This is a genomic window from Salegentibacter holothuriorum (assembly GCF_900168045.1).
Lineage (GTDB): Bacteria > Bacteroidota > Bacteroidia > Flavobacteriales > Flavobacteriaceae > Salegentibacter > Salegentibacter holothuriorum.
Genome location: NZ_FUYY01000001.1, coordinates 891,793 through 915,236, shown reverse-complemented (window position 1 = coordinate 915,236; position 23,444 = coordinate 891,793). Strand labels below are relative to the sequence as shown.

The following is a 23,444-nucleotide window of genomic DNA, read 5'->3' as shown; positions in this document are numbered from 1 at the left end:
CTCAGACAGTTTCTGTTTAATTATTAAATATAAAAGATTTACTCTTCTGCATCTTCAGGAACAGGGAAACCACGATCACGCATCAAGGCATCAATCTTAGCATCTCTACCTCTAAATTTCCGGTAAGCTTCAGCTGGATCCATAGCGTTTCTTGGTGCAAAAAGATATTTCACCAACTTTTCTGCAAGGTTTGCATCATAAAATCCGCCAGGGGATTTAGTAAAAGCTTCAGAAGCATCTGAAGTTAAAACATCTGCCCATAAATAGCCATAGTATCCGGTAGCATAACCTTCACCCGAAAAAACATGTCCAAAATGAGGAGAACGGTGACGCATTACAATTTCATCTGGCATACCTAATGCGTCCAGTGTTTCTTTTTCAAACTTTCTGGGTTCAATTTTATCGGGATTTGTAGTATGGTATTTCATATCCATTAACGCCGAGGCTAAAAACTCGGTAGTTGCAAAACCCTGGTTAAATGTGGCCGCTTTTTTAATTTTGGCTACCAGTTCATCAGGAATTACCTCTCCTGTTTCGTGATGTTTTAAATAACGATTTATCACTTTATCTGTAGACAACCAACGCTCTAATAACTGTGATTGGAATTCGGTATAATCACGAACACCGCTGTTTAGGGTTGGATATTTAATGTCTGCCGCTAAAAAGTGTAGTGCGTGGCCAAATTCGTGGAAAAAAGTTTCGGCATCATCCCAGGAAACTAAAACAGGTTCTCCGGGAGCTGGTTTTATAAAGTTAGAATTGTTGGAAGCCAAAACGGGTTTAGCGCCTTTTAATTCAGAATAACTTCTATAGGTAGTTGCCCAGGCACCTGAACGTTTTCCCTGGCGGGCAAAAGGATCTAAATACCAAAGCCCAATAAGTTCACCTGAATCTTTATCGTTCACTTCCCAAACTTTCACGTCTTCATGAAAAACAGGAACGCTGCCTTCTACTACCGGTTTAAAATCGAAATTAAAAAGTTCACCTGCGGTAAAGAATAATGCCTGGGTTAGGTTACCTAATTCCAGGTATTGTTTTACTTCTTCACTATCAAGATCATATTTCTCTTTTCTCACTTTTTCGGCATAGTACCGATAATCCCACGGCTCAATACTGATATCTGTACCTTCACTATCTGCAACGGCCTGCATATCTTTTACCTCTTCTTCAACTCGGGCAAGTGCAGCCGGCCAAACAGCTTCCATAAGTTCCATAGCGTTTTCCGGATTCTTGGCCATTCGGTTTTGTAAACGCCACTGTGCAAAATTATCGTAGCCTAGCAATTCTACACGCTCGTCCCGAAGTTTTAGGATTTTTTTAATCACCTCATTATTATCAAACTCATCATCATTATCACCACGAGAATAATAATTACGCCATACTTTTTCACGTAATTCCCTTTCGTCTGAATACGTTAAAAAAGGATCCATAGATGAACGCGTGTTGGTTACTGCGTATTTACCGGTTTCACCATTAGCTTCAGCCGTGCTGGCTGCAGCTTTCACATAGGATTCCGGAAGTCCGCTAAGTTGGTCTTCGGTTAAATAAACTATGTAGTTTTCTTCTTCTGCTAGAACATTATTAGAGAATTTGGTATAAAGTTCAGACAGCTCTTTATTTATTTCAGCATAACGCTCTTTGTCCTCCTTGTTTAAATTGGCACCTTCCATCGCAAATTCCTCGTAAATAAGATCAATTACGCGTTGCTCGGGAGCGGGCAGCGGATTTTCCTGTGAATTTTCATATACAGTTTTAATCCTTTCAAATAATGCCTTGTTCTGAGAAATCTTAGAGCTGTATTCAGAAATTTCCGGAGAAAGTTCCCGTTGAACATCTCTAAATTCGGGGCTGGAAATATTGCTGCTAAAAATTCCGTAATACGTAAACACACGGCCTAAAAGGTCGCCAGAATCTTCAAATGGCACAATAGTATTTTTAAAAGTAGCCGGTTCTGTATTCTGGGTAATTTTATCGATCTCAGCAAGATGCGCGTCCATCGCTTTAAGCATTGCCGGTTTTACGAGCTTTACTTTCATTTCATCAAAAGCGGGAACTCCTGCGTAAGGCCCACTCCATTCAGCAAGTAAAATATTATCCATAGTTTTCGTCTCTTCGTTTTGTTCCTGAGAATTGGCTTGAAATCCTACGACCAGCGCAAATATCCCCAGACTTTTTATCATTCTTTTTTTCATTAAATGTGGTTTTGTTTTCAATCTATGAAGATAAGGGATTTTAGCAAAACAAGCACCTGGAATAGCCTGTATATCTAATTGATTTCACAAAAAATCTTAATGTTTCTATTAGCAATTAAAATTAATTTATATTTGAGAAAGCATAAAAACTAAATACAAACATTAAAAAATTAACAATGAAATTTTTAACTAAATCTGTTTTAATTTTGGGAGCCGTAGCGATGATTGCCTGCGGAGATAAGAAAGAAGAAAAAGAAGATAAAATAACTATTGGAGATGGTGCCAGCCCTCAATCACAAACTACTACAGAAAAATCTTCTACAAGCAGTGATTCTGCCGATGAAGATGTGGTAGAAGTGACTATAGAAGGGAATGACCAAATGCGCTATAACAAAGACGAAATTAAAGTAAAAGCCGGGCAAACCGTTAGACTTACTTTAAAACACGTTGGAGAAATGGAAAAAAGCGTTATGGGTCACAATTGGGTTTTATTAACTCAAGGGACTGTGATCAACGAATTTGGTCAGAAAGCAGTTCAGGCTAAGGATAATGATTACATACCTGAAGGAACTGATGCCGTTATTGCACATACCAGAATGATTGGTGGTGGAGAAGAAGTAACTATTGAGTTTGAAGCTCCTGCAGCAGGTGAGTATGATTTTATTTGTAGCTTTCCTGGTCATTATTCTGTTATGAAAGGTAAGTTTATTGTAGAATAACAACGTTTTATATTATTCTTAAAGTGCCTTTACTACAGCAAATTTGCTGAGTAAAGGCATTTTTTTTGACTCTTTGGGTATTTCTTTGTAATTCACGTTTTATTAGAAAAGACTTTTTATTTTTAAAATCCCGAAAACTTCATTTTTATAACCTAAATTTCTATAGATCTTAGCAGCTTTTTAATTTAAGCTATAACATATTAAGAAATATTGAAATCTATAAATAACCAGCTTTTTCACCTCGTATTTTTCTTGAAATTAGTGTAATAAGATTGCTAAAAATAGTAGTTTTAGGGTTCATTTTACAGCCCTTAAATATGAGTGAAAACAAGCACTTTGTAATAGATTTTGATAGTACGTTTACCCAGGTTGAAGCCCTTGATGTTTTAGGCGAAATTTCCCTGGCAAACGATCCCGATAGAAATAAGAACCTTGCCGAGGTTGAAGCCTTAACAGATAAGGGGATGAAAGGGGAAATGTCTTTTAGGGAATCCCTTGTTGAACGTCTAAGACTTTTAAAGGCCAATAAAAGTCATTTGCCCGATTTGGTGACCAATTTAAGTGAAAGAGTGTCTTTCTCTTTTGTTAGAAACCGGGAGTTCTTTAATGATAACCACGAAAATATCTATATTGTATCTAATGGTTTTAAGGAATTTATAGTTCCTATTGTAGAACCTTATGGAATTAAGCCTGAAAATGTTTTTGCCAATACTTTTCAGTTTAATGAAAATGGAGATATTGTTGGTTTTGATAAAAACAATGTGCTTTCTTCCAATAACGGAAAAGTAGAACAACTCAAACAATTAAAATTAAAAGGTGATGTATACGTAATTGGTGATGGTTATACCGATTATGAAATTAAAGCTGCAGGTCTTGCTAATAAGTTTTATGCTTTTACCGAAAATGTGGAAAGAGCAAATATTCTTGAAAAAGCAGACCACATCACTCCAAGTTTAGATGAATTTTTATTTGTACACAATATGAACAAAGCGATCTCTTACCCTAAAAACAGAATTAATGTTTTACTTCTTGAAAACGTACATCAAGACGCTGTAGACATTATGAAGAAAGAAGGTTATAATGTAACGGTACATCCCGGTGCCATGGATGAAGATGAACTTTGTGAAAAGATAAAAGATGTTTCGGTAATTGGAATTAGATCTAAGACCCATCTAACTGAAAAAGTACTTTCAAATGCTAACCGCTTAATAGCGGTTGGAGCGTTTTGTATAGGAACCAACCAAATAGACCTTCAGGCGTGTTTAAAGAAAGGAGTTGCGGTATTTAATGCGCCATATAGTAATACAAGATCTGTTGTAGAGCTGGCCATAGGGGAGATTATTTTGCTAATGCGTAACCTTCCAGACAAGATGAGGTTAATGCACGAAGGTAAATGGGATAAATCTGCTAATAACAGTTTTGAAACCCGTGGAAAGAAACTTGGAATTATAGGTTATGGTAATATTGGAGCTCAACTTTCTGTAATGGCAGAATCTGTTGGTTTTGATGTTTATTATTACGATGTAGAAGAAAAGTTGCCCATGGGTAATGTTACCAAGTGTAATTCCCTAAAAGAACTTTTAGAGACTGTAGATATTGTTACGCTGCATGTAGATGGAAGACAAGAAAATAAAAATTTAATAGCCGAAAAAGAATTTGGCTATATGAAGAATAACGTAATCTTTATTAACTTAAGTAGGGGGCACGTAGTAGATATAAAAGCGCTTAAAAAGAATATAGAGTCAGGAAAAATTATGGGTGCTGGAATAGATGTTTATCCGCAAGAACCCAAAACCAATAACGAAGAGTTTATTTCTGAATTAAGGAATTTACCCAACGTAATTTTAACTCCGCATATTGGGGGTAGTACGCTAGAAGCTCAGGAAAATATAGGGAATTTTGTTCCGGGAAAAATCATTGAATATATAAATACCGGAAGTACCACCAACTCGGTTAACTTCCCTAATTTACAATTGCCGGTACTTTATAACGCGCATAGGCTTATTCATATTCACGAAAACAGGCCGGGAATTTTAGCGGAAATCAACAGGATTCTTGCCGGGCATGATATTAATATTGAAGGGCAATATTTAAAAACCAATGAAACCATTGGTTATGTAATTACAGATATTGATAAAAAGTACGATAAAAAGGTAATTAAAGATCTAAAAGGTCTAAAAGGAACTATACGTTTTAGGGTTTTATATTAGGTTATTTTTTTAGAATATATCCCGGGGGTTATTTCTCAAAGATAAAAGAAATATGTCTCGGGATTTCTTTTTGGTCTTCATCAAAACTTTCGTTTATTTTTTTGATACGGAATCCCGATTTTTGAGCAGCGGCAATATAATCTGAAATGTGGTGCATATTTACTTCTAACTCTATTGTGCCATTTCCGTTTTCAAAGCGGGCTTTGCTGCCCAGGTATTGTTTAAAAGGATGAAGTTCACAAATAAAAAAAGAACTGTTTTTCTTAAGCGTTCTATAAGCTTCAACAAAAATAAAATCCAGGTTTTCTATATGCTCTAATACTAAACTACAGCTAATAAGATCAAAATGTTCTGTAGGTACCGGCCAGACCAGATTAAGATCAGCTTGCTGAAAATTAATTTTGTTTTCCCTGTCAAGTTGCTTTGCTTTTTCCAGCATCTTTTCCGAAAAATCTAATGCAGTAAGTTTTTTAGATCGCTCTGCCAGCCAATAAGTATTTTTCCCAGTGCCACAGCCTAATTCTAAGGTATTATTCAAGTTTTTACCTTCTAAAGATTCCCGAATTACCCTGGCTTCTAAATCTCTGGTTTTATTAGGCACATCGTTGTAGGTCTCTGCCCAGCAATTGTATGCTTCAGCGATACTCATTTTATTTGTGATTTTAATATTTCTGAAAATAAGCTCTTTTTTAAAATAAATCAGCTGCGGTATAATTTATTTTTCTTTGTACAATTGTTCCACTTTTTTAAGATCAATTGTATTGTTTATTTCATAAAAATAATCTAATTGCCATTTTTGTGTTCTTTCGGCTTGTTTACTTTTTACATGATCCCATTTTGGATAAACTCTAAAAGCTCTTTTTCCTTCCTTTTTTTCTGTTGAAATGATGCCTTTTTTGATCAACATAGATTTCGGAAATACAAATTGTCCAAATTCTTTTTCTGTTCGAACATTTACTACATAAAAATCAATTTTGTCTTTCTGGTTAAATGGCTCAATTGGTTCATCCCCAATTCTTTTCCAGAATGTTACGAACTGCCCGGCTTTTTTAGGGGTGACTTTCGCATTTCTGCTTACAATATTTAAACCATTTAATTCAAATTGACAAGCGTCATATTCTTTACTCTCTAATTCAATTTTAAACCTGGAAATTTTAAGAGCGCATTTGTCATAAATTTCTTTTTTTATTTGTTTTAGATGTAGATCCATTTAATAGGTTGACTTTGTTAACGACATATTTTAAAACTCTTTTTTTGAGAAAACAATGTAAGCAGATTTTATTGGCACCGCCAAAGGGTGTAATACCCCGAGGCTTGCCTCGAAATTAAAAAATTGTTTCCAACTAATGCCTCGTGGGCTTGCCCCGAGGTAGTTTACAACAAAAAAAGGAAATATACCCTTATTGGGGTATTGTAGCCAGTTTCTATTCTTGATATATTTGGTTAGATATTTTGTTTGGGGTAAAAAGGTTGCGACCTGGTTTAAGTAGGGATAAACCAGGTTGTGGCCTTTTTTATTGGCACCGCCAAAGGGTGTAATACCCCGAGGCTTGCTTCGAAATTAAAAATTTGTTTCCAACGAATACTTCGTGGGCTTGCCCCGAGGTAGTTTACTGTATAAGCTTCACGCTTAAAAGCTTTTAATCTTTCAGAATAAATTCGGCAGCCATTTCCGCATGAAGTTTTGTGGTATCTAAAAGTGGAATTTCAGTATCTTTTTCCTTGATAAGCATAGGAAGTTCGGTGCAGCCTAAAATAATAGCTTCAGCACCCCGCTCTTTTAACAACTGCATTTGTTCTAAATAGAAGTCTTTTGCCGCATTTGTAAATTTCCCCTGTGTAAGTTCTTCTGAAATAATCCGATGGGTTTCATCAATATACTCATCAGTAGGGATCAAGGTTTCTATTTGGTGTTTATCTCGTAATCTTCCCGATAAAAAACTACCCCGCATTGTTGGTTTTGTGCCTAGAAGGCCTAGTTTTTTAAAGTCTTTTTGCTTTGCCTTTTTAGCAATAGCATCTGCAATATGAAGTACGGGAATATTGATTTTTGGTTGTACATAATCAAAAACTAAATGTGGCGTATTGGCACAAATTATTATTGCCTTTGCACCGGCATTTTCCAGCTTTTGAGCAATTTCTAAATATGAATTTTTAATCTTTTCAGCATCGTTTTTACGCATTAACTTTACGTTTAAACTATACAAAAGTAAGGGCGGATTTTGTTGCGTTCCAATTTCCTCACCTACAAGTTCATTTAAAAGTCTATAATATTCTATAGTAGAGTGCCAGGAGGTGCCTCCAATCATTCCCAGTAAATTCATAATCCATTACTTTTTTTGAATTTAGGCAATTTTAAGGTTCTGTTCACAGTTACCCCTATTTTCTAGTTTACGAATAGAATTAAAAATCCCTACAGCCTCCAATGCGGCAACTTCAGATTTGTATATAAAGGAAACCCTGGCCGCTTTTTCGTCAGCCGAAATATCGTAGATATCTTTAATCTTAGAGAGTTGCTGGGTAAGGTATGTTATACAATTTCCGCAATTAAGTTCTTCTAATGAGATAGTAGCTTTCATGATTATTATTTTTTTTGCTGTTCCGTATTACTGTAAACTTAATAAGAATGCTCTAGGTTTTGTATGAGGAAAGTCAGTTTAATGTTTATTTGAAGTAGATAATAGCTCTTGTTTGTTACTTTTATGAAATATTTTTAAGAAATGGTTAAAACCAAGCTGAAAGACTAAGTTGGGAGATATTTTTCTTTACTTGCAAGGCTTAAATTTTGAAGAGATTGCGAAAGAGAAAACAACCCATAAAATATACTGAAGGTAAGATCTTTAGTTCTCTGGCTAATTTGGCCTGGCCTATTATTCTGGCAAATATTTTACAAACAGCTTATCAATTAATAGATACTTTTTGGTTGGGTAGGCTAGGGGCAAATGCTGTTGCAGCGGTTAGTATAAGTTTCCCTATTCTTTTTTTAATTCTTTCCCTGGGCGCCGGCTTAACCCTTGCGGGTACGGTAATTGTCTCGCAATATAAAGGCGCAGAGAATCAGGATCAGGTAAATTATAGCTCTTCACAAACCGTTGTGGTGATCTTTTTTATTTCTGTTTTACTGGCTGTTGTAGGGTACTTTTCTTCAGCACCGTTAATGAAACTCATTGGAGCGGGTCCCGAAATTTTAAGTGATTCGGTAAGCTATTTTCAGGTTTCTTCACTGGGTTTTATTTTCCTGTTTATGTTTTATGTGTTTCAGTCTTTAATGCGGGGCATTGGAAACGTACTGCTGCCAATGTATGTGGTTTTGGCTACTGTATTTTTAAATTTAGTTTTAGATCCGCTTTTTATTTTTGGATTTGGACCTATCCCAGGATTTGGTGTAGCCGGAGCTGCGGTAGCCAGTGTTATTACCCAGGGATTATCTGCACTAACCGGTTTAATAATTCTTTTTAGGGGGAATAGAGGAATTAAAATAAATTTTAGCAAAATGAAATTTGACTTCTCCTGGACACGAAAAATGTTCAATATTGGGATTCCTTCCAGTATGGAGATGTCTACCAGGGCAGCGGGAATGACGGTTATGGTAATGCTCGTAACCAGTTTTGGAAGCGAAGTTGTTGCTGCTTACGGAATTGGAAGTAGGATTTTAAGTCTTATAGTAGTGCCTGCGCTTGGTTTTGCAATGGCTACCACCACCTTAATTGGTCAAAATATTGGAGCAGGAAAAATAAAGCGAGCTGAAAGAATAGGGAATTTGAGTGCTAAAATCGCTTTTTTTGGACTTACAGCTGTTGGTTTAATGCTGTTCTTTTTAGCGGAACCCATTACTGCATTTTTTGTCCCCAACGATCCCAGCGTGATTAGAGACGGATCTTTATTTATTAAAATTATGGCACCCAGTTTTGGCGTACTTGGAGTACAGCAGGTTTTAAATGGGGTGTTTAATGGCGCCGGATTCACAAAGGCTTCTTTGCTAATTTCAGTTTTTGCGCTTTGGATTATTCGTTTTCCTATGGCTTTTTTGTTGTCTAATAATACCAACCTTTCTTTTGAAGGTATTTGGTGGGCTTTTCCTATCTCTAATCTTATTGCTGCTATTGTGGCGTTTTCTTATTATAAGATGGGGTATTGGAAGCTAAGAACTATTCGCTACCGCCACCGTCAACTTTAATCTATTGTAAGCTAATACAAGTTTTATTTGTTTTTTTGCTGAAAAATAAAAAGCAATTTTACTCGATAATCGAGATTCAAATACTCCGAGGCTTGTTTCGGAATCTAAAAGAAATCCATTTAATACTTCGTGGGCTTACCTCGAGATAATTTACTGATGTGAAAGTTTTAAAAATGAAAGTCCAAATCCAACAACGAATTGCTTTAAGCACCTATTTCTTCTTATCAGGATTTTGTTTTTCTACCTGGGCCTCGCGAATTCCTAACATTAAAATGACTTTTGATTTAAACGAAGCAGAATTAGGGAATTTGCTTATGGTAATGCCAATAAGCTCTCTTGTTGGACTTCCGGTTTCAGGATGGCTTGTGTCACGTTTTGAAAGTAGATATCCTTTAATCGTTTCGTTTATTCTTTTAGCCGCATCACTCGCCATTATTGGATTAGCTGATAATCTTGTTTTTCTTATTTTAGGTATATTTTGTTTCGCTTTTTCTATGCGGATTTTTAATATCGCCATAAATACGCAATCCATAACCTTGCAGAAAGCTTTTAAGCGAAAAATTATAGGTTCTTTCCACGGTCTTTGGAGTACTGGCGGTCTTTTAGGTGTTGTAATTTCTACCTTAATGGTAAAATTACAGGTTCCTATTTATAAGCATTTACCCGCGGTAGCTATTTTTACGCTAGTTTTAGCTTTCGTAGCTTTTTCATTTTTATTGAAAAAAGATCGATCTACCCAGGGAAATAAACTTCGATTAGGAAAACCAGATAAACCTACTATGTATCTTGGTTTTATTGTTTTTCTTGCCGCGATTACTGAAGGCGGAATGTTTGATTGGAGCGGTGTCTATTTTAAAGAAGTGGTAAAGGAAGACGTATTTACCCTTGGATACTTGATCTTTATGGTTTTTATGGCTCTGTCCCGTTTCTTCTCAGATAAGATTGTGGAAAAAATAGGAATGGAAAAGAATTATATTATAAGTGCCTCATTGGTATGCCTGGGTGTCTTACTTATGATTGTGTTTCCTTATTTCTGGCCGGCAATAATAGGATTTTGTTTGGTAGGTATTGGCGTCGCAGCAGTAATACCCATGACCTTTCTCCTGGCCGGCACCTCTAAAAAATATTCCCCGGGAATGGCTATTTCCATTATTAGTACGTATGCTATTGTGGGAATGCTTTTAGGCCCACCACTTGTTGGATACCTGGCACATATTTTTAACTTAAAAATATCTTTTATCCTCTTTTTTACTTCAGCATTAATGCTAATTCCTATTTCCCAGCTTTTCTTTAAACAGAAAAAAGAGAATATTCAGGAATAACTTTTTTCAGTAAACTATCTCGGGGCAAGCCCACAAGGCATTCGTTGGAAACAAATTTTTAATTTCGAGGCAAGCCCCGGGGTATTATACCCTTTGGCGGTGCCAATAAAATGTCTAATTCTTATCTGCCGGGGTAATCATAATATGTGCGCGGTGTGTGCCTGGATCCATAAGCCATGGCATTCCTGGAGTGTGTGGCTTGTCGGGAAGTCCTGTTTCTTCTGTGGTAGCATAGGGCATATAAATTACATAGCGCAATTTTGCATCTTTAAGCTCCCCGGTTTCACGATTTAAATTTTCTTCTTTTCCAGAAAGAATATAGGTCATACTGGGTGCATCGGGCATTTTGAGTTTTCCGCTTTCTACTTCCTGTTTGCGAACTTCGCGTGCTTCCATCATATCTTTACCTTCAGCCTTCAATTGACGGCCACGAGACATAAAAGGCTCAAGTTTTTTGTTATAACAACTTACCGAAATACCATTCATATCAGGGTTGTCAGCAATGCAAACCAGGTTATTGGTGCCTTCTTTCAGTAGGACTACTTTTCCATCTTTATCATAGCCATAAACAGTCACGGCATCCCTATCTTCTTCGGGCGCAGCCAAGCTTGCCATTTTTATCTGAGTTTCTTCTGAAATAAATTCTTCCTGTGCTATTCCGCTAAAACTAAAAGCCAGAATCATTAAGCTATAAATTGCATTTTTCATTTTGATAGATTTTGAATATTTTTCATTTTTTAATTTAATCCTTTTTCGCAGAATATGTGGACAAAACTCCGAGATTCAGGAGAATCGATTTTTTCAATCGATCCTCCGCGGGGTTTTGTTCACGGTTTTTGGCATTTTCGCCAAAAAATTCCTTGAAAAAGGCGTCTTTTTCTTTGCTTCGTTTCTTTTGGACGAGCAAAAGAAATGAAGGGCAGGAAGGCGAACAACATAGGTTTTTAGCAAATGGATATCATAATTAAAACGGTTCCTAAACCAAATTTTTTTCTATTTAACTCAGAGTTTATTCAACTAAAGTTACATATTTTATTTAACTTCTTTTCTTAGAACTTCTAATGGTGGTTTTCTTATTACACTCAAACTATTACTCAAGCCAATAATTAGCACCAACAATACGATTCCCGGGAATAGAACTAAAAATGGAATTAGTGAGGGAGTAAATGGCGATTCAAAAACCAACCAGGCCAGTAATTGACTGCTAATTAATGATAATAAAACGCCGGAAAGACCTCCAAGTACTCCTAAATAAATGTATTCTAAGGCATTAATATTCAAGATTTGTTTGCCTTTTGCACCTAGTGTGCGCAGCAGAACGCTTTCCCTAATTCGCTGATATTTACTGGTTCTTATGGCTCCTAAAAGCACAATAATTCCTGTGAAAATGCTAAAAAATGCCATGAAATTAATTATCCAGGAGATTCTTGCTAGAATATCTTCTATAACACTTAGAACCTGCCGAAGATCTATGATAGATACATTGGGAAATTCTTTAACCAGTTCCTGCTGTAATTGAGCCGACTTTTCTTGCCCAGGAACTTTGGTTGTCAAGACGTGAAACTGTGGGGCGTCCTCTAATACACCTTTGGGAAATACCAGGGAGAAATTCAATTGCATTCGTGACCAGTCAACCGTTCTAACACTGCCTACAACTGTATTTAGCAAAACACCCTGTACATTGAAGATCAACTCATCTCCGACGCTAACTTTAGCATCTTCAGCAAAATTATTACTTATAGAAATTGGCACTGGATTAATATCACCTGCCTCAGCCGTCCATTCTCCACTTTCAATACTTTCAGAAGCAATTAAAGAATCACGGTAAGTAACGCGGAATTCGTGGTTTAAAATCCACCCGTTAATTTGGGAAGTCGTGTCTTTTCTTATCTCATTAACCGGTTTCCCTGCTATGTTCTGTACGCGCATGGTCACAATAGGAATATTGTCCAGAACCGGTAAATCGTTAGTTTTTATAGTTCTGGCAACAGCTTCTTGTTGGTCACTTTGCACATCTAAAAGAATCATATTAGGGCTATTAGCCTGGGATTCTATAGAGGCCTGGGCCAGTAAAAGATCTTTACTAAAATATAAGGTACTTATTAAAAAAGTACCCACGCCAATTGCAAGTACAAGCGTTAGCGTTTGATTTTGTGGCCTAAAGAGATTTAGCAAACTTTGCCTGGCTACAAATCCCCAATTATGTGGGAAGTATTTCCGAAGGGCTTGCATAAACAAGTAAGCTACTCCCGCCAGGATAGAGAAAGTGATTATAATTCCACCTACAAAAGCCAGGGAATATCTCCAGTCTTCTAATAACCATAGCGAAAACAAAAAGATGAATAGAAAGATGCCTACAGAAACTAAAATAATTGCCTTTCGCGATTTTTTAGTTTCTTCTTTTATTACTCGTAATGCTTGTAGGGGAGAGATATAAAGCGTCCCGATTAAAGGGTAAAGCGCAAATAAAACCGACATTAAAATACCCAGTAAAATTCCCATAAAAATTACCGGTAAGGAAAAATTGATCTCTACATCTACCGGGAGTAAGCCTTCCAAAAGCCACGGAAATAATTGCTGAAGTACCAACCCGAGAGCGGTTCCTATAATGCCTCCAATTAAACCCATAAATGCTACCTGGATAAGATAGATTAGAAAAGTTTGTTTTTTACTGGCGCCCAAACATTTTAAAACTGCTACGGCCCGTAATTTCTCTTTAATATAAATATGAATGGCACTTGCAATCCCTACACAACCAAGAAGCAACGCAATAAAAGCAACGAGATTAAGAAATTTACCGAAATTTTCGTATCGTCTTCCCAGCCTGTCGCTGGTAGAGGTATGTGTATCTAAATCGGCGTCTTCAGCATCAAGAATGGGATCCAGAGTTTCATCCAGTTTTTCCATATCTGTATTGGGAGGCGCAGTAAAATAAAATTCATAATCTATGCGGCTTCCGGTTTGTACAAGACCAGATTCTTCAATAAATCTATACGGAATAAGTACAGGTGGTGCTACCGAACTAAACATAGCCGTGCTACCGGGTACTTCATTCAACGCGCCGGCAATTGGTAAAGTGACTTTCCCGATCTTGATGCTATCCCCCGGTTTTATTCCTAACTGAAGCATTACGGTGGCATCAACCAAAGCAGCTCCTTCTTCCTGATACCTATTCGAAGCATTTTTAGGCTGGGTTTCTAATTCCCCGTAAAAAGGAAATCTGCCTTCAATTCCTCTTACCTGCATTAATTTTGTGGCTTCGCTTTGCGGAAAAGCAGCCATGGAGGCAAATTTAATTTCACGAGCTTCAGCGCCGCCCAGTGAATCCATAATTTGCATTACCCGTTCATTGGGTAGTTTGTCGCTGTCTATCTTATAATCGGCGCCCATTAGTGCTTTGGACTGCAGCGAGATATTGTCTTTTAAATTTTCTCCAAAAGATTGTATAGAAACTACCGCGGCGATTCCCAGCACGATAGAAGCCATAAAAAGCGTTAACTTTTTGCCACTGGCTTTTCCATCACGCCACGCCATTTTAAAGAGCCAGGAAAAGCCCGGTTTAAAAGTTTTGTTGTTGCTCATTATACGTGCTTTTCCTGATTTTCAACAATTCGACCGCCTTTGAGTCTAAGAATATGCTGAGTTTTTTCGGCTAGTTCAAGATCGTGGGTAACGATAATTAGGGTAGTTCCTGCTTCTTTATTTAGATCAAAAAGTAATTGTTCTACTTTCTGCCCGGTTTCAGTGTCAAGGTTTCCGGTAGGTTCATCTGCAAATAAAATAGAAGGCCGGGTAGAAAAAGCACGGGCTAAAGCTACTCTTTGCTGTTCTCCGCCAGAAAGTTGAGAAGGATAATGATGAATACGATCTCCCAATCCTACTTTTGTCAATAATTCTTTTCCAATTTTAGAGGCATCTTTATTGCCCTGCAGTTCTAGTGGCACGGCCACATTTTCTAAAGCCGTAAGCGTGGGAAGTAATTGAAAATCCTGGAATACAAATCCAATATGTTTATTACGAAGAAGCGCTCTTTTATCTTCGCCCAGAGTGCTAAGTTCACTTCCGCATAAATTAATAGAACCGGAATCGGGGCTGTCTAAGCCCGCACAAAGTCCAAGAAGAGTTGTTTTTCCACTTCCCGAAGGTCCTACAATAGCAAAGGTTTTTTGTTCCTCAACTTCAAAGTTGATATCCTGTAATACTTTTAGATTTTTGGATCCGCTGGAATAGCTTTTCTCCAGGTTACGAACGTTTAATATCTTTGCCATCTTAGAACTTAATTATTGTCTTTTTTGAATTAAGGCAAAATAAGCAAATCATTTGATTATAAAGACCGTTGCTATGAGAAACTTAGTCCGTTACTGCTTGATTTTATCAGTATTTATAATGTTTTCCTGCGGAGAAAATACCGATAAAAAATCAGGGGAAAATACTGTTGAAGAAGTTCAAACTGAAACTGAGATTCAGAAGAGTGAAAAAAATGTGATTCTTTTCTTCGGAAATAGTCTAACAGCAGGAATGGGTTTAGAAACTTCTGAAGCTTTTCCGGCACTTATTCAAAATAGGTTAGATTCCCTGAATTATAATTATGAGGTGATAAACGCCGGGTTAAGCGGGGAAACTACCGCCAGCGGGAAAAACAGGATCAACTGGGTTTTAAATCAGGATGTAGATGTTTTTGTTTTAGAACTTGGAGCAAATGATGGTTTACGGGGGATTCCTTTAGAAGAAACCAGAAAGAACCTTCAGGATATCATTAATAGCGTAAAGGAGAAAAATCCCGATACTAAAATAGTGCTTGCGGGAATGCAAATTCCCCCAAATATGGGAGAAGCATATACCACCGAATTCAAAAATATTTTTCCTGAACTTGCCGAAAAAAACAATATAGCACTCATTCCTTTTCTTCTTGAGGGCGTTGCAGGAGACCCAAAGCTAAATCAACAAGACGGCATTCATCCAACCGCCGAAGGGTACGAAATTGTAGCCGACAATGTTTGGAGTGTATTAGGAGATGTAGTAGAGAAAGAATAAAACAAGCTTAGGGTTTTCTAATCTTTTTTATTCTTGCGCCTGGATAGTTTTTTTTTAGAAACTACAGCCAGACTTAAAGAAACCAATACAGAAATAGATGCAGTAGTTCCCAAAGCGCCGCCATAACCTTTAAAAAACGGACTCGCATTTAGGTAGATAATAGAAAAGATAAAACCAGAAAAACCTACCAATAAATAGCTGGGTAGTATTTTGGAAGAAACCATTCCTATAAAAGTAGCGCCAATAAAAACGATGGGGATATTTTTAGTTAAATATGGATTGAAAATTTCGGGAAAGAAATAGAAAAATAAACCAACAAGGAATGACAATCCTGCTGAACCGCGTACTGCGCCCTGCCTGTATTTGTTATTCACGACATACGTGATGAGGGCAGAAATAATACCGGTGAGGAAGAGAATGATTATTTCCATCTAAAACAAGATATATAAAATTACTGAAGTAGTGGTAATACTACCAAAAGCAATGGTTCCCAGTTTACCGCCCAAACCGTTAAAAATGTTTTTAGAAAGAATAAGAATACTACCCGCGATAATACCGGCTAGTAAAATAAATTTTAAATTAGGAGCTACACTGGCGGAAGTCATTCCCACAAAAGCACCACAGTAAACAGCCTGGGGCGCTTCTTTTAATAGATTTGATTTACGGTTTATTGAAGGAATAAAAGAAGCCAGAGTTCCTATAAATCCGGCCGCGATCACCGGCCCAAATTTAAGCCCGGTGTTTATAAAAAATGTACTGACTGCACCAGATATCGCTAAAATAATAAGGTAAAGATCTCTTGTTAAATACCTTTCTTCTTCCCGTGGTGCTTTAAAATAAGCAAGACTTATTAATACTGAAATAATCCCCAGAAATAGGAGTATCAATGGTGCATTCATCTTATCAAAAAATATAGCAGACAGAAATGCAAATTGCATCAGGATTAGAATGAAAAAAGATAATCTTCGGAATATTCTCGTCATACCTCGGCCTTGGGCTTAATTTTAAGTTGCCAAACTTAGTAAATATGTGAGATTTAGCCTGTTAGATTTTAATAATAAAACAGCTTTTATTTTGATTTTTTCAGAATTATTTGGGCTGAAAATTCTTTTTTAAAATTTAACGCAACAGAATTATTTTGAGTTCAGATATTTTATAATTTTGGAAAATATCCTATAAAAGGGAAATAGTCCAAATATGAAAAATAAGTCTATCTTACATCTGGATCTGGATACATTTTTTGTTTCGGTAGAACGCAAGGAACATTCCGAATTAAATAATAAACCGGTTATTGTTGGCGGAATGGGCGATCGTGGGGTAGTTGCCGCGTGCAGCTATGAGACACGAAAATTTGGAGTACACTCTGGGATGGCAATGAAAGTAGCCCGGCAATTATGTCCGCAGGCTACGGTAATTAAGGGTAATGCAAGTACCTATACCAAATATTCTAAAGAGGTTACAGAAATTATTAAAAGTCAGGTACCAAGTTTTGAAAAAGCCAGTGTAGATGAGTTTTATGCCGATTTGAGTGGGATGGATAAGTTTTTTGGGATCAATCAATTTGCCAGCGAGTTAAGGCAAACTATTATAAAGGAAAGCGGCTTGCCGATTTCTTTTGGCTTATCACAAAACAAAGTGGTTTCCAAGATCGCTACGGGAGAAGCAAAACCCAATGCAGAGATTGTTATTCCGCAGGGAGAAGAAAAGATTTTTCTAGCTCCTTTAAGCGTGAATAAAATCCCGATGGTGGGGAATAAGACGTTTCAGAAACTGCTAAATTTAGGGGTTAGGGAGATAAAAACCATACAGGAAATGCCGGTAGAAATGTTGGAAAGCGTTTTAGGAAAAGCCGGAAGAACTATTTGGAAACGTGCTAATGGTCTTGACGATACACCAATTATCCCTTATCATGAAAGGAAATCTATATCTACCGAACGCACTTTTGGGCGAGACACTATAGATATGGTGCGCCTGCACGCCACTTTGGTGGCAATGGCAGAGAGTTTGGCGTACCAGCTACGACGTGGTAATAAGCTTACCAGCGTGGTAAGTGTAAAGATCAGGTATTCAGATTATCAAACGCATTCTAAACAGGCTAAGATCTCTTACACCAGCGCCGATCATATTCTAATTCCTAAAGTCGAAATGCTCTTTAAGCAACTCTATTCGCGTAGGTTATTGATTCGGTTAATCGGTGTGAAATTTAGCGGACTTGTAGGTGGAAATTATCAGATTAACCTGTTTGATGATTCTGAAGAAATGCTGAATTTATACAATTCTATAGATAAAATTCGTGATCGTTTTGGGGAACACAGTGTAATGCGCGCGGTGACAATGGGAACAAAAACCATTGGCCGAATGGGAAATCCGTTTAATGGTGAACCGCCAATTGTGTTGGCCCACAGAAAACAATAATGATCTATTTAAACTGCCATACCTGGTATTCGTTACGCTACGGAACTTTCTCAGTAGAAAAACTTTGTGAACTCGCTCGAGAATTTAAAGTTGAATCTTTGGCGCTTACCGATATCAACAATACTTCAGCTTGCTTAAACTTTATAAAAATCGCTTCTGAATATGGTGTAAAACCAATAGTGGGAATTGATTTTAGAAATGGAGCCGAACAACAATATGTGGGACTTGCGAAAAACAACGAAGGTTTTAGGCAGTTGAATGAGCACTTGTCACAGCAACTTCATTCAAAAAAAGATTTTAAACCTGAAGCTCCCGAATTACCGGATTGTTTTATTATTTATTCTTTTGAAAAAGTAGTAGCGAGTAAAAAGATCAATTTCAGAAAGAATGAATTCATTGGAATTTCTATAGAAAGCCTGCGGAAGCTTAAATTCTCAAAATACCTGGAATTTAAAGATAAGCTGGTGTTACAGCAAAGCGTGAGTTTCAGAAATAAGCGAGATTATAACGCTCACCGGTTGCTGCGGGCCATAGACAATAATATTTTGCTTAGTCAGCTTCCCGAAAGTGAGCAGGGCTCTTTTACCCATCAAATGATGTCTTCAGAAATTATCGCTACAGAATTTGAAGACTTTCTGTATATTTTAGATAATACCCGGCAGTTGGTAAAAGCCTGCCGGGTAGATTTCAAATTTGGAAAAACCCAAAACCGAAATTTACTGGTATCAGGAAAAAGTCCTGAAGCTGATGTGGAACGGTTAAAGAAATTATGTAATGAAAACTTACCAAAACGCTATCCCGACTCGGGTGAAAAAGTATTGCTGCGAGTAGAGAAGGAGCTTAACGCTATTATTAAACTTGGTTTTGTCTCTTATTTTTTGATCAATTATGATATTGTAAGTTATGCGCGCACTAAGAATTTCCCGTTTATAGGGCGGGGGAGTGGCGCCAATTCTATTATTGCCTACATTATTGGAATCACCAATGTAGATCCCATTGAGCTGGATTTATATTTTGAACGCTTTATCAATGAAAGTCGAAGTTCACCACCCGATTTTGATATAGATTTCTCCTGGAAAGATCGCAACGAAGTAACCGATTTTATTTTTAGAAATTATGAGTTTACCGCTTTAATGGGAACTTATGTAACTTTTAAACGACGCGCGGTAATGCGGGAACTGGGGAAGGTTTTTGGTTTGCCTAAAGAAAATATCGACAAACTTTCGGCAGGATTTTTTAGTGTAAATGAACTAGATCAATTGGAGAGATTGGTGCTGCGCTACAGTGCTTTAATTGAAGGTTTTCCAAATTATTTGAGCGTACATTCCGGCGGAATCTTAATTCTGAATGACAGCGTATATAATTATGCCGCTACCTTTTTACCACCCAAAGGCTTTGAAACGATCCAGATAGATATGAATATCGCGGAAGAAGTTGGAATTCATAAATTCGATATTCTTGCCCAGCGTGGACTCTCGAAGATCACTGATGCTATTGAAATTATAAAGGAAAATCAGACAGATGCTGAAATTGAGGATATAGAAAACATTGCTGCTTTTAAGGAAGACCCCGAAATCAATAACCTGTTAAAAACCGGGGATTGTATGGGTGTTTTTTACGTAGAGTCTCCTGCAATGCGTGGCCTGCTTATTAAACTTCAAACCGATAATTATTTAAATCTAGTGGCTGCGAGTTCTATTATTAGGCCTGGAATTTCCAGCGGCGGGATGAAAGAAGAATATATAAAACGGCATCGCGATCCTAAACGAAGAAAACAGGGACATCCCGTGATGCTGGAAATTATGGATGATACATACGGGATTATGGTCTACCAGGAAGATGTGATGAAGGTGGCCCATAAATTCGCCGGACTTAGTTTTGAAGATGCTGATGTGTTGCGCAGGGGAATGAGTGGTAAAAAAACCTCTAAAGGCCAGATGCAACGAATTGAAGCGAAATTCAGGGAAAACTGCAGGCAAAAAGGCTATAATGAAAAGATTATTGATGAGGTTTGGGAGCAAATTTCTTCTTTTGCCGGGTATGCATTTCCCAAGGGACATTCGGCCTCTTACGCGGTAGAAAGTTACCAAAGTTTGTATCTAAAGAAATATTTCCCGCTGGAATTTATGGTAGCTGCGCTTAATAATGGTGGCGGATTTTATGATGTGGAAACCTATATCCAGGAAATTAGAAAATGCGGTGGAAAAGTGCACCCGCCCTGTATCAATAAAAGCGATCATCCCAACAGTATTTTTGGAAAAGATATTTATCTGGGATTTGGCTATATCAAGGAATTGGAAACTAAAACCGTACAGCAAATCCTGGAAAATCGTCAGTTTTTTGGAGCTTTTAAGTCGTTTGATGATTTTATAGATCGCGTTTCTATTTCTATAGAACAATTAAGTATTTTGCTAAAAATCGATGCTTTTAGATTCACACAAACAGATAAACATCATTTGCTGTGGAAAGCCCATTTTAAGCTGAATGCATCTAAACCAATAGCTAAACAGGAAAAATTATTTAATACTGTTCACCGGGATTTTGAACTTCCGCAGTTTGAATATTCAGCATTAATAGAAGCTTTTGACCAGATGGAATTATTGGGATTTCCGCTTTGTTCTCATTTTAAATTGCTTAAAAACCCTATAGAGAAATCTGTAAAGGCAAAAGATTTAAAACATAATATAGGAAAAGATATATTGATCTATGGTGCGCTAATTACCGCTAAAAAAACCGGAACTTCCAACGGAAAATATATGTATTTCGGGACTTTTTTTGATGTTGAGGGCGATGTTTTTGATACGGTTCAATTCCCTGCTACCGCAGAAAAATATCCGTTGCGTAGCAAAGGAATTTATAAATGCTACGGCAGGGTAAATAATGAGCTGGATTATATTTCTATTAGCATACAATGGCTGCAACGCCAAGACACGCTAACAGATCCCCGGTTGGTTGGCTATCAGTTTTCTTAGGGTTTTAAAAACGCTTGTTTTCGTCACCCTGAATTTATTTCAGGGTCTAACATGATTTGATTATCATTTAATTAGATCCTGAAACGAGTTCAGGATGACGAGAGTTAGGACATGCTGAATTTATTTCAGCATCTAGTGTGAGTTTAACAATTCTCTGTTCGTTTAGACCCCGAAATATCCTGAGCCTTCGGGACGGGAACTATTTCACCAAACTTTCCTGCCGAAGCCTTATTTCAAATACTCCAGCACGTTATTTTCAATACGGGTTTCAATATTACTGATATCACTTTTTACAAAAGCTTCCCCGGTAATTTTTTCGTATAATTCTATATAACGTTCAGAAACCGATGTGATATAGTCATCGCTCATTTCCGGAAGAATTTGACCTTCTTTTCCCTGGAAGTTGTTTTCTATAAGCCACTGTCTCACAAATTCTTTAGATAATTGTTTTTGTGGCTCGTTCTTGTCCTGTCTTTTACTATAGCCATCGGCATAAAAATACCTGGAAGAATCTGGCGTGTGAATTTCATCTATTAGAACAATTTCTCCGTTGGCATTTTTTCCAAATTCATACTTAGTATCTACCAGGATCAAGCCTCTCTTTGCGGCAATTTCGCTTCCTCGTTTAAAAAGATTCAAGGTGTATTCTTCCAAAATTTTATAATCTTCTTTAGAAACAATTCCCTGTTTTAATATCTCTTCTTTTGAAATATCTTCATCGTGATCGCCCTGTTCGGCTTTAGTAGCTGGAGTGATAATTGGCTCCGGGAATTTATCGTTCTCTTTCATTCCGTTTGGCATTTCTACCCCACAAAGCATACGTTTCCCGGCTTTATATTCTCTTGCAGCATGACCCGCGAGATAGCCACGAATTACCATTTCAATTTTAAAAGGTTCACAAGCCTGCCCAACCGCAACGTTGGGATCTGGAGTCTTTTCCAGCCAGTTGGGTACAAGATCTCTTGTTGCTTCCATCATTTTTGTAGCAATTTGATTAAGGATTTGACCTTTGTAAGGTATCCCTTTTGGCATCACAACATCAAAAGCCGAAAGTCTATCTGTTGCTACAATTACAAGTTTATTGTTTTTTAATGTATAAACATCCCTCACTTTACCTTTGTAAACATCGGTTTGGCCCGGGAAATTAAAATCGGTTTTTATAATGGTATTGTTCATTAGAATCTATTCTGAGTTTTTGGAACTGAATTATATATAAGTTGAAAACTAGCTTTAATCAGCGTGTTCAATTTCTTTGTAAGCAGAAATAATCTTTTTTACCAATCTATGGCGAATCACATCTTTATCATCAAGATAAATCATTCCTACACCTTTTACTTCTTTAAGCACAAGTAAAGCTTCTTTTAAACCTGAAATCACCCTACGCGGCAAATCTATTTGCCCTGGATCTCCCGTAATCATAAACTTGGCGCTTTTTCCCATACGGGTAAGGAACATTTTCATTTGTGCGTGGGTAGTATTTTGGGCTTCATCTAAAATTACAAAAGCATTATCTAAGGTTCGGCCACGCATAAAAGCGAGGGGCGCTATTTGAATAACTCCTTTCTCTATAAATGAATCCAGTCTTTCTTGTGGGATCATATCCCGAAGTGCATCGTATAATGGCTGCATATAAGGATCTAACTTTTCTTTAAGATCACCAGGGAGAAAACCCAGGTTTTCACCAGCCTCAACAGCGGGACGGGTAAGGATAATTCTTTTAACCTGTTTCTCTTTTAAAGCTTTAACGGCCAGCGCAACTCCTGTGTAAGTTTTCCCGGTTCCTGCTGGGCCAATGGCAAAAACCATATCGTTTTTACGCATTAGTTCAACCAGTTTTCTCTGGTTGGCAGTTTGGGGTTTTACCAAACGACCGCCAACTCCATGAACCAAAACTTCCCCACTTTCGGCTGAAGTTTGATAATCTGAACTTTTCTCGCTGGTAAGCACTCTTTCAATCACATTCTCATCCAGTTTGTTATACTTTCCAAAGTGATCCATAAGCATCGTAATGCGTTCATCAAACTCTTCCAGCATTTCTTCGTCTCCAAAAACCTTAATTTTATTTCCCCGAGCTACAATTTTTAGCTTCGGAAAATACTTTTTTAAAAGTTCTATATGTTCATTTCCCTGCCCAAAAAATTCGCGAGGGTTAATCTCTGAAAGTTCAATAACAATTTCGTTCAATAGCTTATAGTTTTAGTTGAAAAAAGATGTTCAAAACATTTTTATTTATAGTGGTTCTTTATTTGTTGCTGCTAAGTTTTAATGCTAATTTTGGATGGCTAATTTTAAGTTTATAATCATTGATTTTTGAATGAAAATTTAAATAAAATTATCTTTGCTTACTATACAAACTTACATAAAATAAGCGCTTACACATTAAAAAAATATTAACAATTACCT

19 protein-coding genes are annotated in these 23,444 nt (G+C 37.1%); 7 read left to right on the top strand and 12 right to left on the bottom strand.

The annotated features are described in order from the left end of the window. Positions 1 to 38: 38 nt before the first annotated feature. Positions 39 to 2,192, bottom strand: a complete 2,154-nt coding sequence (locus B5X51_RS03925) for a M3 family metallopeptidase (protein WP_079719561.1) — start codon at positions 2,190 to 2,192, stop codon at positions 39 to 41. A 176-nt stretch (positions 2,193 to 2,368) separates the two neighbouring features. On the opposite strand from B5X51_RS03925, the gene azu reads away from it, so the two are divergent. Beyond that, positions 2,369 to 2,911: an azurin gene (azu, locus tag B5X51_RS03920; protein ID WP_079719560.1), complete on the top strand. Its 543-nt coding sequence runs from the start codon at positions 2,369 to 2,371 to the stop codon at positions 2,909 to 2,911. Between the two features lie 317 nt (positions 2,912 to 3,228). Beyond that, the gene (serA, locus tag B5X51_RS03915; protein ID WP_079719559.1) at positions 3,229 to 5,121 is read left to right on the top strand and encodes a phosphoglycerate dehydrogenase; all 1,893 of its coding nucleotides are present in this window, start codon (positions 3,229 to 3,231) and stop codon (positions 5,119 to 5,121) included. Positions 5,122 to 5,149: 28 nt separating this feature from the next. Here serA and B5X51_RS03910 read toward each other — a convergent pair whose 3' ends face one another. The 4 genes from B5X51_RS03910 to B5X51_RS03895 all read right to left on the bottom strand — a co-directional run bounded on the left by B5X51_RS03910 (position 5,150) and on the right by B5X51_RS03895 (position 7,700). Continuing rightward, positions 5,150 to 5,770 carry a class I SAM-dependent methyltransferase gene (locus tag B5X51_RS03910; protein ID WP_079719558.1) on the bottom strand — a complete coding sequence of 207 codons (621 nt, stop codon included), beginning with the start codon at positions 5,768 to 5,770 and terminating at the stop codon, positions 5,150 to 5,152. A gap of 66 nt (positions 5,771 to 5,836) precedes the next feature. Beyond that, complete coding sequence (locus B5X51_RS03905; RefSeq protein WP_079719557.1) at positions 5,837 to 6,331, bottom strand: MepB family protein; 495 nt, start codon at positions 6,329 to 6,331, stop codon at positions 5,837 to 5,839. Positions 6,332 to 6,761: 430 nt separating this feature from the next. Continuing rightward, positions 6,762 to 7,445 (bottom strand): aspartate/glutamate racemase family protein, encoded by a 684-nt coding sequence (locus B5X51_RS03900; RefSeq protein ID WP_079719556.1) that lies wholly within the window; start codon positions 7,443 to 7,445, stop codon positions 6,762 to 6,764. Between the two features lie 21 nt (positions 7,446 to 7,466). Further along, positions 7,467 to 7,700 carry a heavy-metal-associated domain-containing protein gene (locus tag B5X51_RS03895; protein ID WP_079719555.1) on the bottom strand — a complete coding sequence of 78 codons (234 nt, stop codon included), beginning with the start codon at positions 7,698 to 7,700 and terminating at the stop codon, positions 7,467 to 7,469. A gap of 206 nt (positions 7,701 to 7,906) precedes the next feature. Between B5X51_RS03895 and B5X51_RS03890 the strand changes: the two genes are divergently transcribed. Beyond that, positions 7,907 to 9,298 (top strand): MATE family efflux transporter, encoded by a 1,392-nt coding sequence (locus tag B5X51_RS03890; RefSeq protein WP_245828698.1) that lies wholly within the window; start codon positions 7,907 to 7,909, stop codon positions 9,296 to 9,298. 173 nt (positions 9,299 to 9,471) lie between these two features. Further along, on the top strand, positions 9,472 to 10,620 hold the full coding sequence (locus tag B5X51_RS03885) for an MFS transporter (protein ID WP_079719553.1): 1,149 nt from the start codon (positions 9,472 to 9,474) through the stop codon (positions 10,618 to 10,620). 114 nt (positions 10,621 to 10,734) lie between these two features. Here B5X51_RS03885 and B5X51_RS03880 read toward each other — a convergent pair whose 3' ends face one another. The 3 genes from B5X51_RS03880 to B5X51_RS03870 all read right to left on the bottom strand — a co-directional run bounded on the left by B5X51_RS03880 (position 10,735) and on the right by B5X51_RS03870 (position 14,888). After that, a complete protein-coding gene (locus B5X51_RS03880) occupies positions 10,735 to 11,328 on the bottom strand; it encodes a hypothetical protein (protein WP_079719552.1) in 594 nt (197 codons plus the stop codon). 324 nt (positions 11,329 to 11,652) lie between these two features. Beyond that, positions 11,653 to 14,202: an ABC transporter permease gene (locus B5X51_RS03875; protein ID WP_245828697.1), complete on the bottom strand. Its 2,550-nt coding sequence runs from the start codon at positions 14,200 to 14,202 to the stop codon at positions 11,653 to 11,655. Next, positions 14,202 to 14,888, bottom strand: a complete 687-nt coding sequence (locus B5X51_RS03870; protein WP_079719551.1) for an ABC transporter ATP-binding protein — start codon at positions 14,886 to 14,888, stop codon at positions 14,202 to 14,204. Before B5X51_RS03870 ends, B5X51_RS03875 begins: the two co-directional genes overlap by 1 nt. A 73-nt stretch (positions 14,889 to 14,961) precedes the next feature. On the opposite strand from B5X51_RS03870, the gene B5X51_RS03865 reads away from it, so the two are divergent. Continuing rightward, a complete protein-coding gene (locus B5X51_RS03865; protein WP_079719550.1) occupies positions 14,962 to 15,654 on the top strand; it encodes an arylesterase in 693 nt (230 codons plus the stop codon). A 17-nt stretch (positions 15,655 to 15,671) separates the two neighbouring features. Here the strand turns inward: B5X51_RS03865 and B5X51_RS03860 are convergent, their stop codons facing one another. Next, positions 15,672 to 16,085: a hypothetical protein gene (locus tag B5X51_RS03860; RefSeq protein WP_079719549.1), complete on the bottom strand. Its 414-nt coding sequence runs from the start codon at positions 16,083 to 16,085 to the stop codon at positions 15,672 to 15,674. Continuing rightward, on the bottom strand, positions 16,086 to 16,592 hold the full coding sequence (locus B5X51_RS03855) for a hypothetical protein (protein WP_079719548.1): 507 nt from the start codon (positions 16,590 to 16,592) through the stop codon (positions 16,086 to 16,088). Between the two features lie 259 nt (positions 16,593 to 16,851). Here B5X51_RS03855 and dinB point away from each other — a divergent pair, with 259 nt between their 5' ends. Next, a complete protein-coding gene (gene dinB, locus B5X51_RS03850; RefSeq protein ID WP_079719547.1) occupies positions 16,852 to 18,069 on the top strand; it encodes a DNA polymerase IV in 1,218 nt (405 codons plus the stop codon). Further along, positions 18,069 to 21,041, top strand: a complete 2,973-nt coding sequence (locus B5X51_RS03845; RefSeq protein WP_079719546.1) for a DNA polymerase III subunit alpha — start codon at positions 18,069 to 18,071, stop codon at positions 21,039 to 21,041. Before dinB ends, B5X51_RS03845 begins: the two co-directional genes overlap by 1 nt. Positions 21,042 to 21,269: 228 nt before the next feature. On the opposite strand, the gene B5X51_RS03840 is transcribed toward B5X51_RS03845, so the two are convergent. Continuing rightward, positions 21,270 to 22,217, bottom strand: coding sequence for a phosphoribosylaminoimidazolesuccinocarboxamide synthase (locus B5X51_RS03840; protein WP_079719545.1), 948 nt, complete (start codon positions 22,215 to 22,217; stop codon positions 21,270 to 21,272). Positions 22,218 to 22,271: 54 nt separating this feature from the next. Further along, the gene (locus B5X51_RS03835; RefSeq protein WP_079719544.1) at positions 22,272 to 23,225 is read right to left on the bottom strand and encodes a PhoH family protein; all 954 of its coding nucleotides are present in this window, start codon (positions 23,223 to 23,225) and stop codon (positions 22,272 to 22,274) included. Positions 23,226 to 23,444: the final 219 nt, after the last annotated feature.

Coding starts and splice junctions, on each gene's coding strand:
- B5X51_RS03895 (WP_079719555.1), bottom strand. CDS start 7,700: ATGAAAGCTACTATCTCATTAGAAGAACTTAATTGCGGAAATTGTATA.
- dinB (WP_079719547.1), top strand. CDS start 16,852: ATGAAAAATAAGTCTATCTTACATCTGGATCTGGATACATTTTTTGTT.
- B5X51_RS03855 (WP_079719548.1), bottom strand. CDS start 16,592: ATGCAATTTGCATTTCTGTCTGCTATATTTTTTGATAAGATGAATGCA.
- B5X51_RS03880 (WP_079719552.1), bottom strand. CDS start 11,328: ATGAAAAATGCAATTTATAGCTTAATGATTCTGGCTTTTAGTTTTAGC.
- B5X51_RS03845 (WP_079719546.1), top strand. CDS start 18,069: ATGATCTATTTAAACTGCCATACCTGGTATTCGTTACGCTACGGAACT.
- B5X51_RS03870 (WP_079719551.1), bottom strand. CDS start 14,888: ATGGCAAAGATATTAAACGTTCGTAACCTGGAGAAAAGCTATTCCAGC.
- B5X51_RS03865 (WP_079719550.1), top strand. CDS start 14,962: ATGAGAAACTTAGTCCGTTACTGCTTGATTTTATCAGTATTTATAATG.
- B5X51_RS03905 (WP_079719557.1), bottom strand. CDS start 6,331: ATGGATCTACATCTAAAACAAATAAAAAAAGAAATTTATGACAAATGC.
- B5X51_RS03910 (WP_079719558.1), bottom strand. CDS start 5,770: ATGAGTATCGCTGAAGCATACAATTGCTGGGCAGAGACCTACAACGAT.
- B5X51_RS03900 (WP_079719556.1), bottom strand. CDS start 7,445: ATGAATTTACTGGGAATGATTGGAGGCACCTCCTGGCACTCTACTATA.
- serA (WP_079719559.1), top strand. CDS start 3,229: ATGAGTGAAAACAAGCACTTTGTAATAGATTTTGATAGTACGTTTACC.
- B5X51_RS03925 (WP_079719561.1), bottom strand. CDS start 2,192: ATGAAAAAAAGAATGATAAAAAGTCTGGGGATATTTGCGCTGGTCGTA.
- azu (WP_079719560.1), top strand. CDS start 2,369: ATGAAATTTTTAACTAAATCTGTTTTAATTTTGGGAGCCGTAGCGATG.
- B5X51_RS03885 (WP_079719553.1), top strand. CDS start 9,472: ATGAAAGTCCAAATCCAACAACGAATTGCTTTAAGCACCTATTTCTTC.
- B5X51_RS03840 (WP_079719545.1), bottom strand. CDS start 22,217: ATGAACAATACCATTATAAAAACCGATTTTAATTTCCCGGGCCAAACC.
- B5X51_RS03875 (WP_245828697.1), bottom strand. CDS start 14,202: ATGAGCAACAACAAAACTTTTAAACCGGGCTTTTCCTGGCTCTTTAAA.
- B5X51_RS03860 (WP_079719549.1), bottom strand. CDS start 16,085: ATGGAAATAATCATTCTCTTCCTCACCGGTATTATTTCTGCCCTCATC.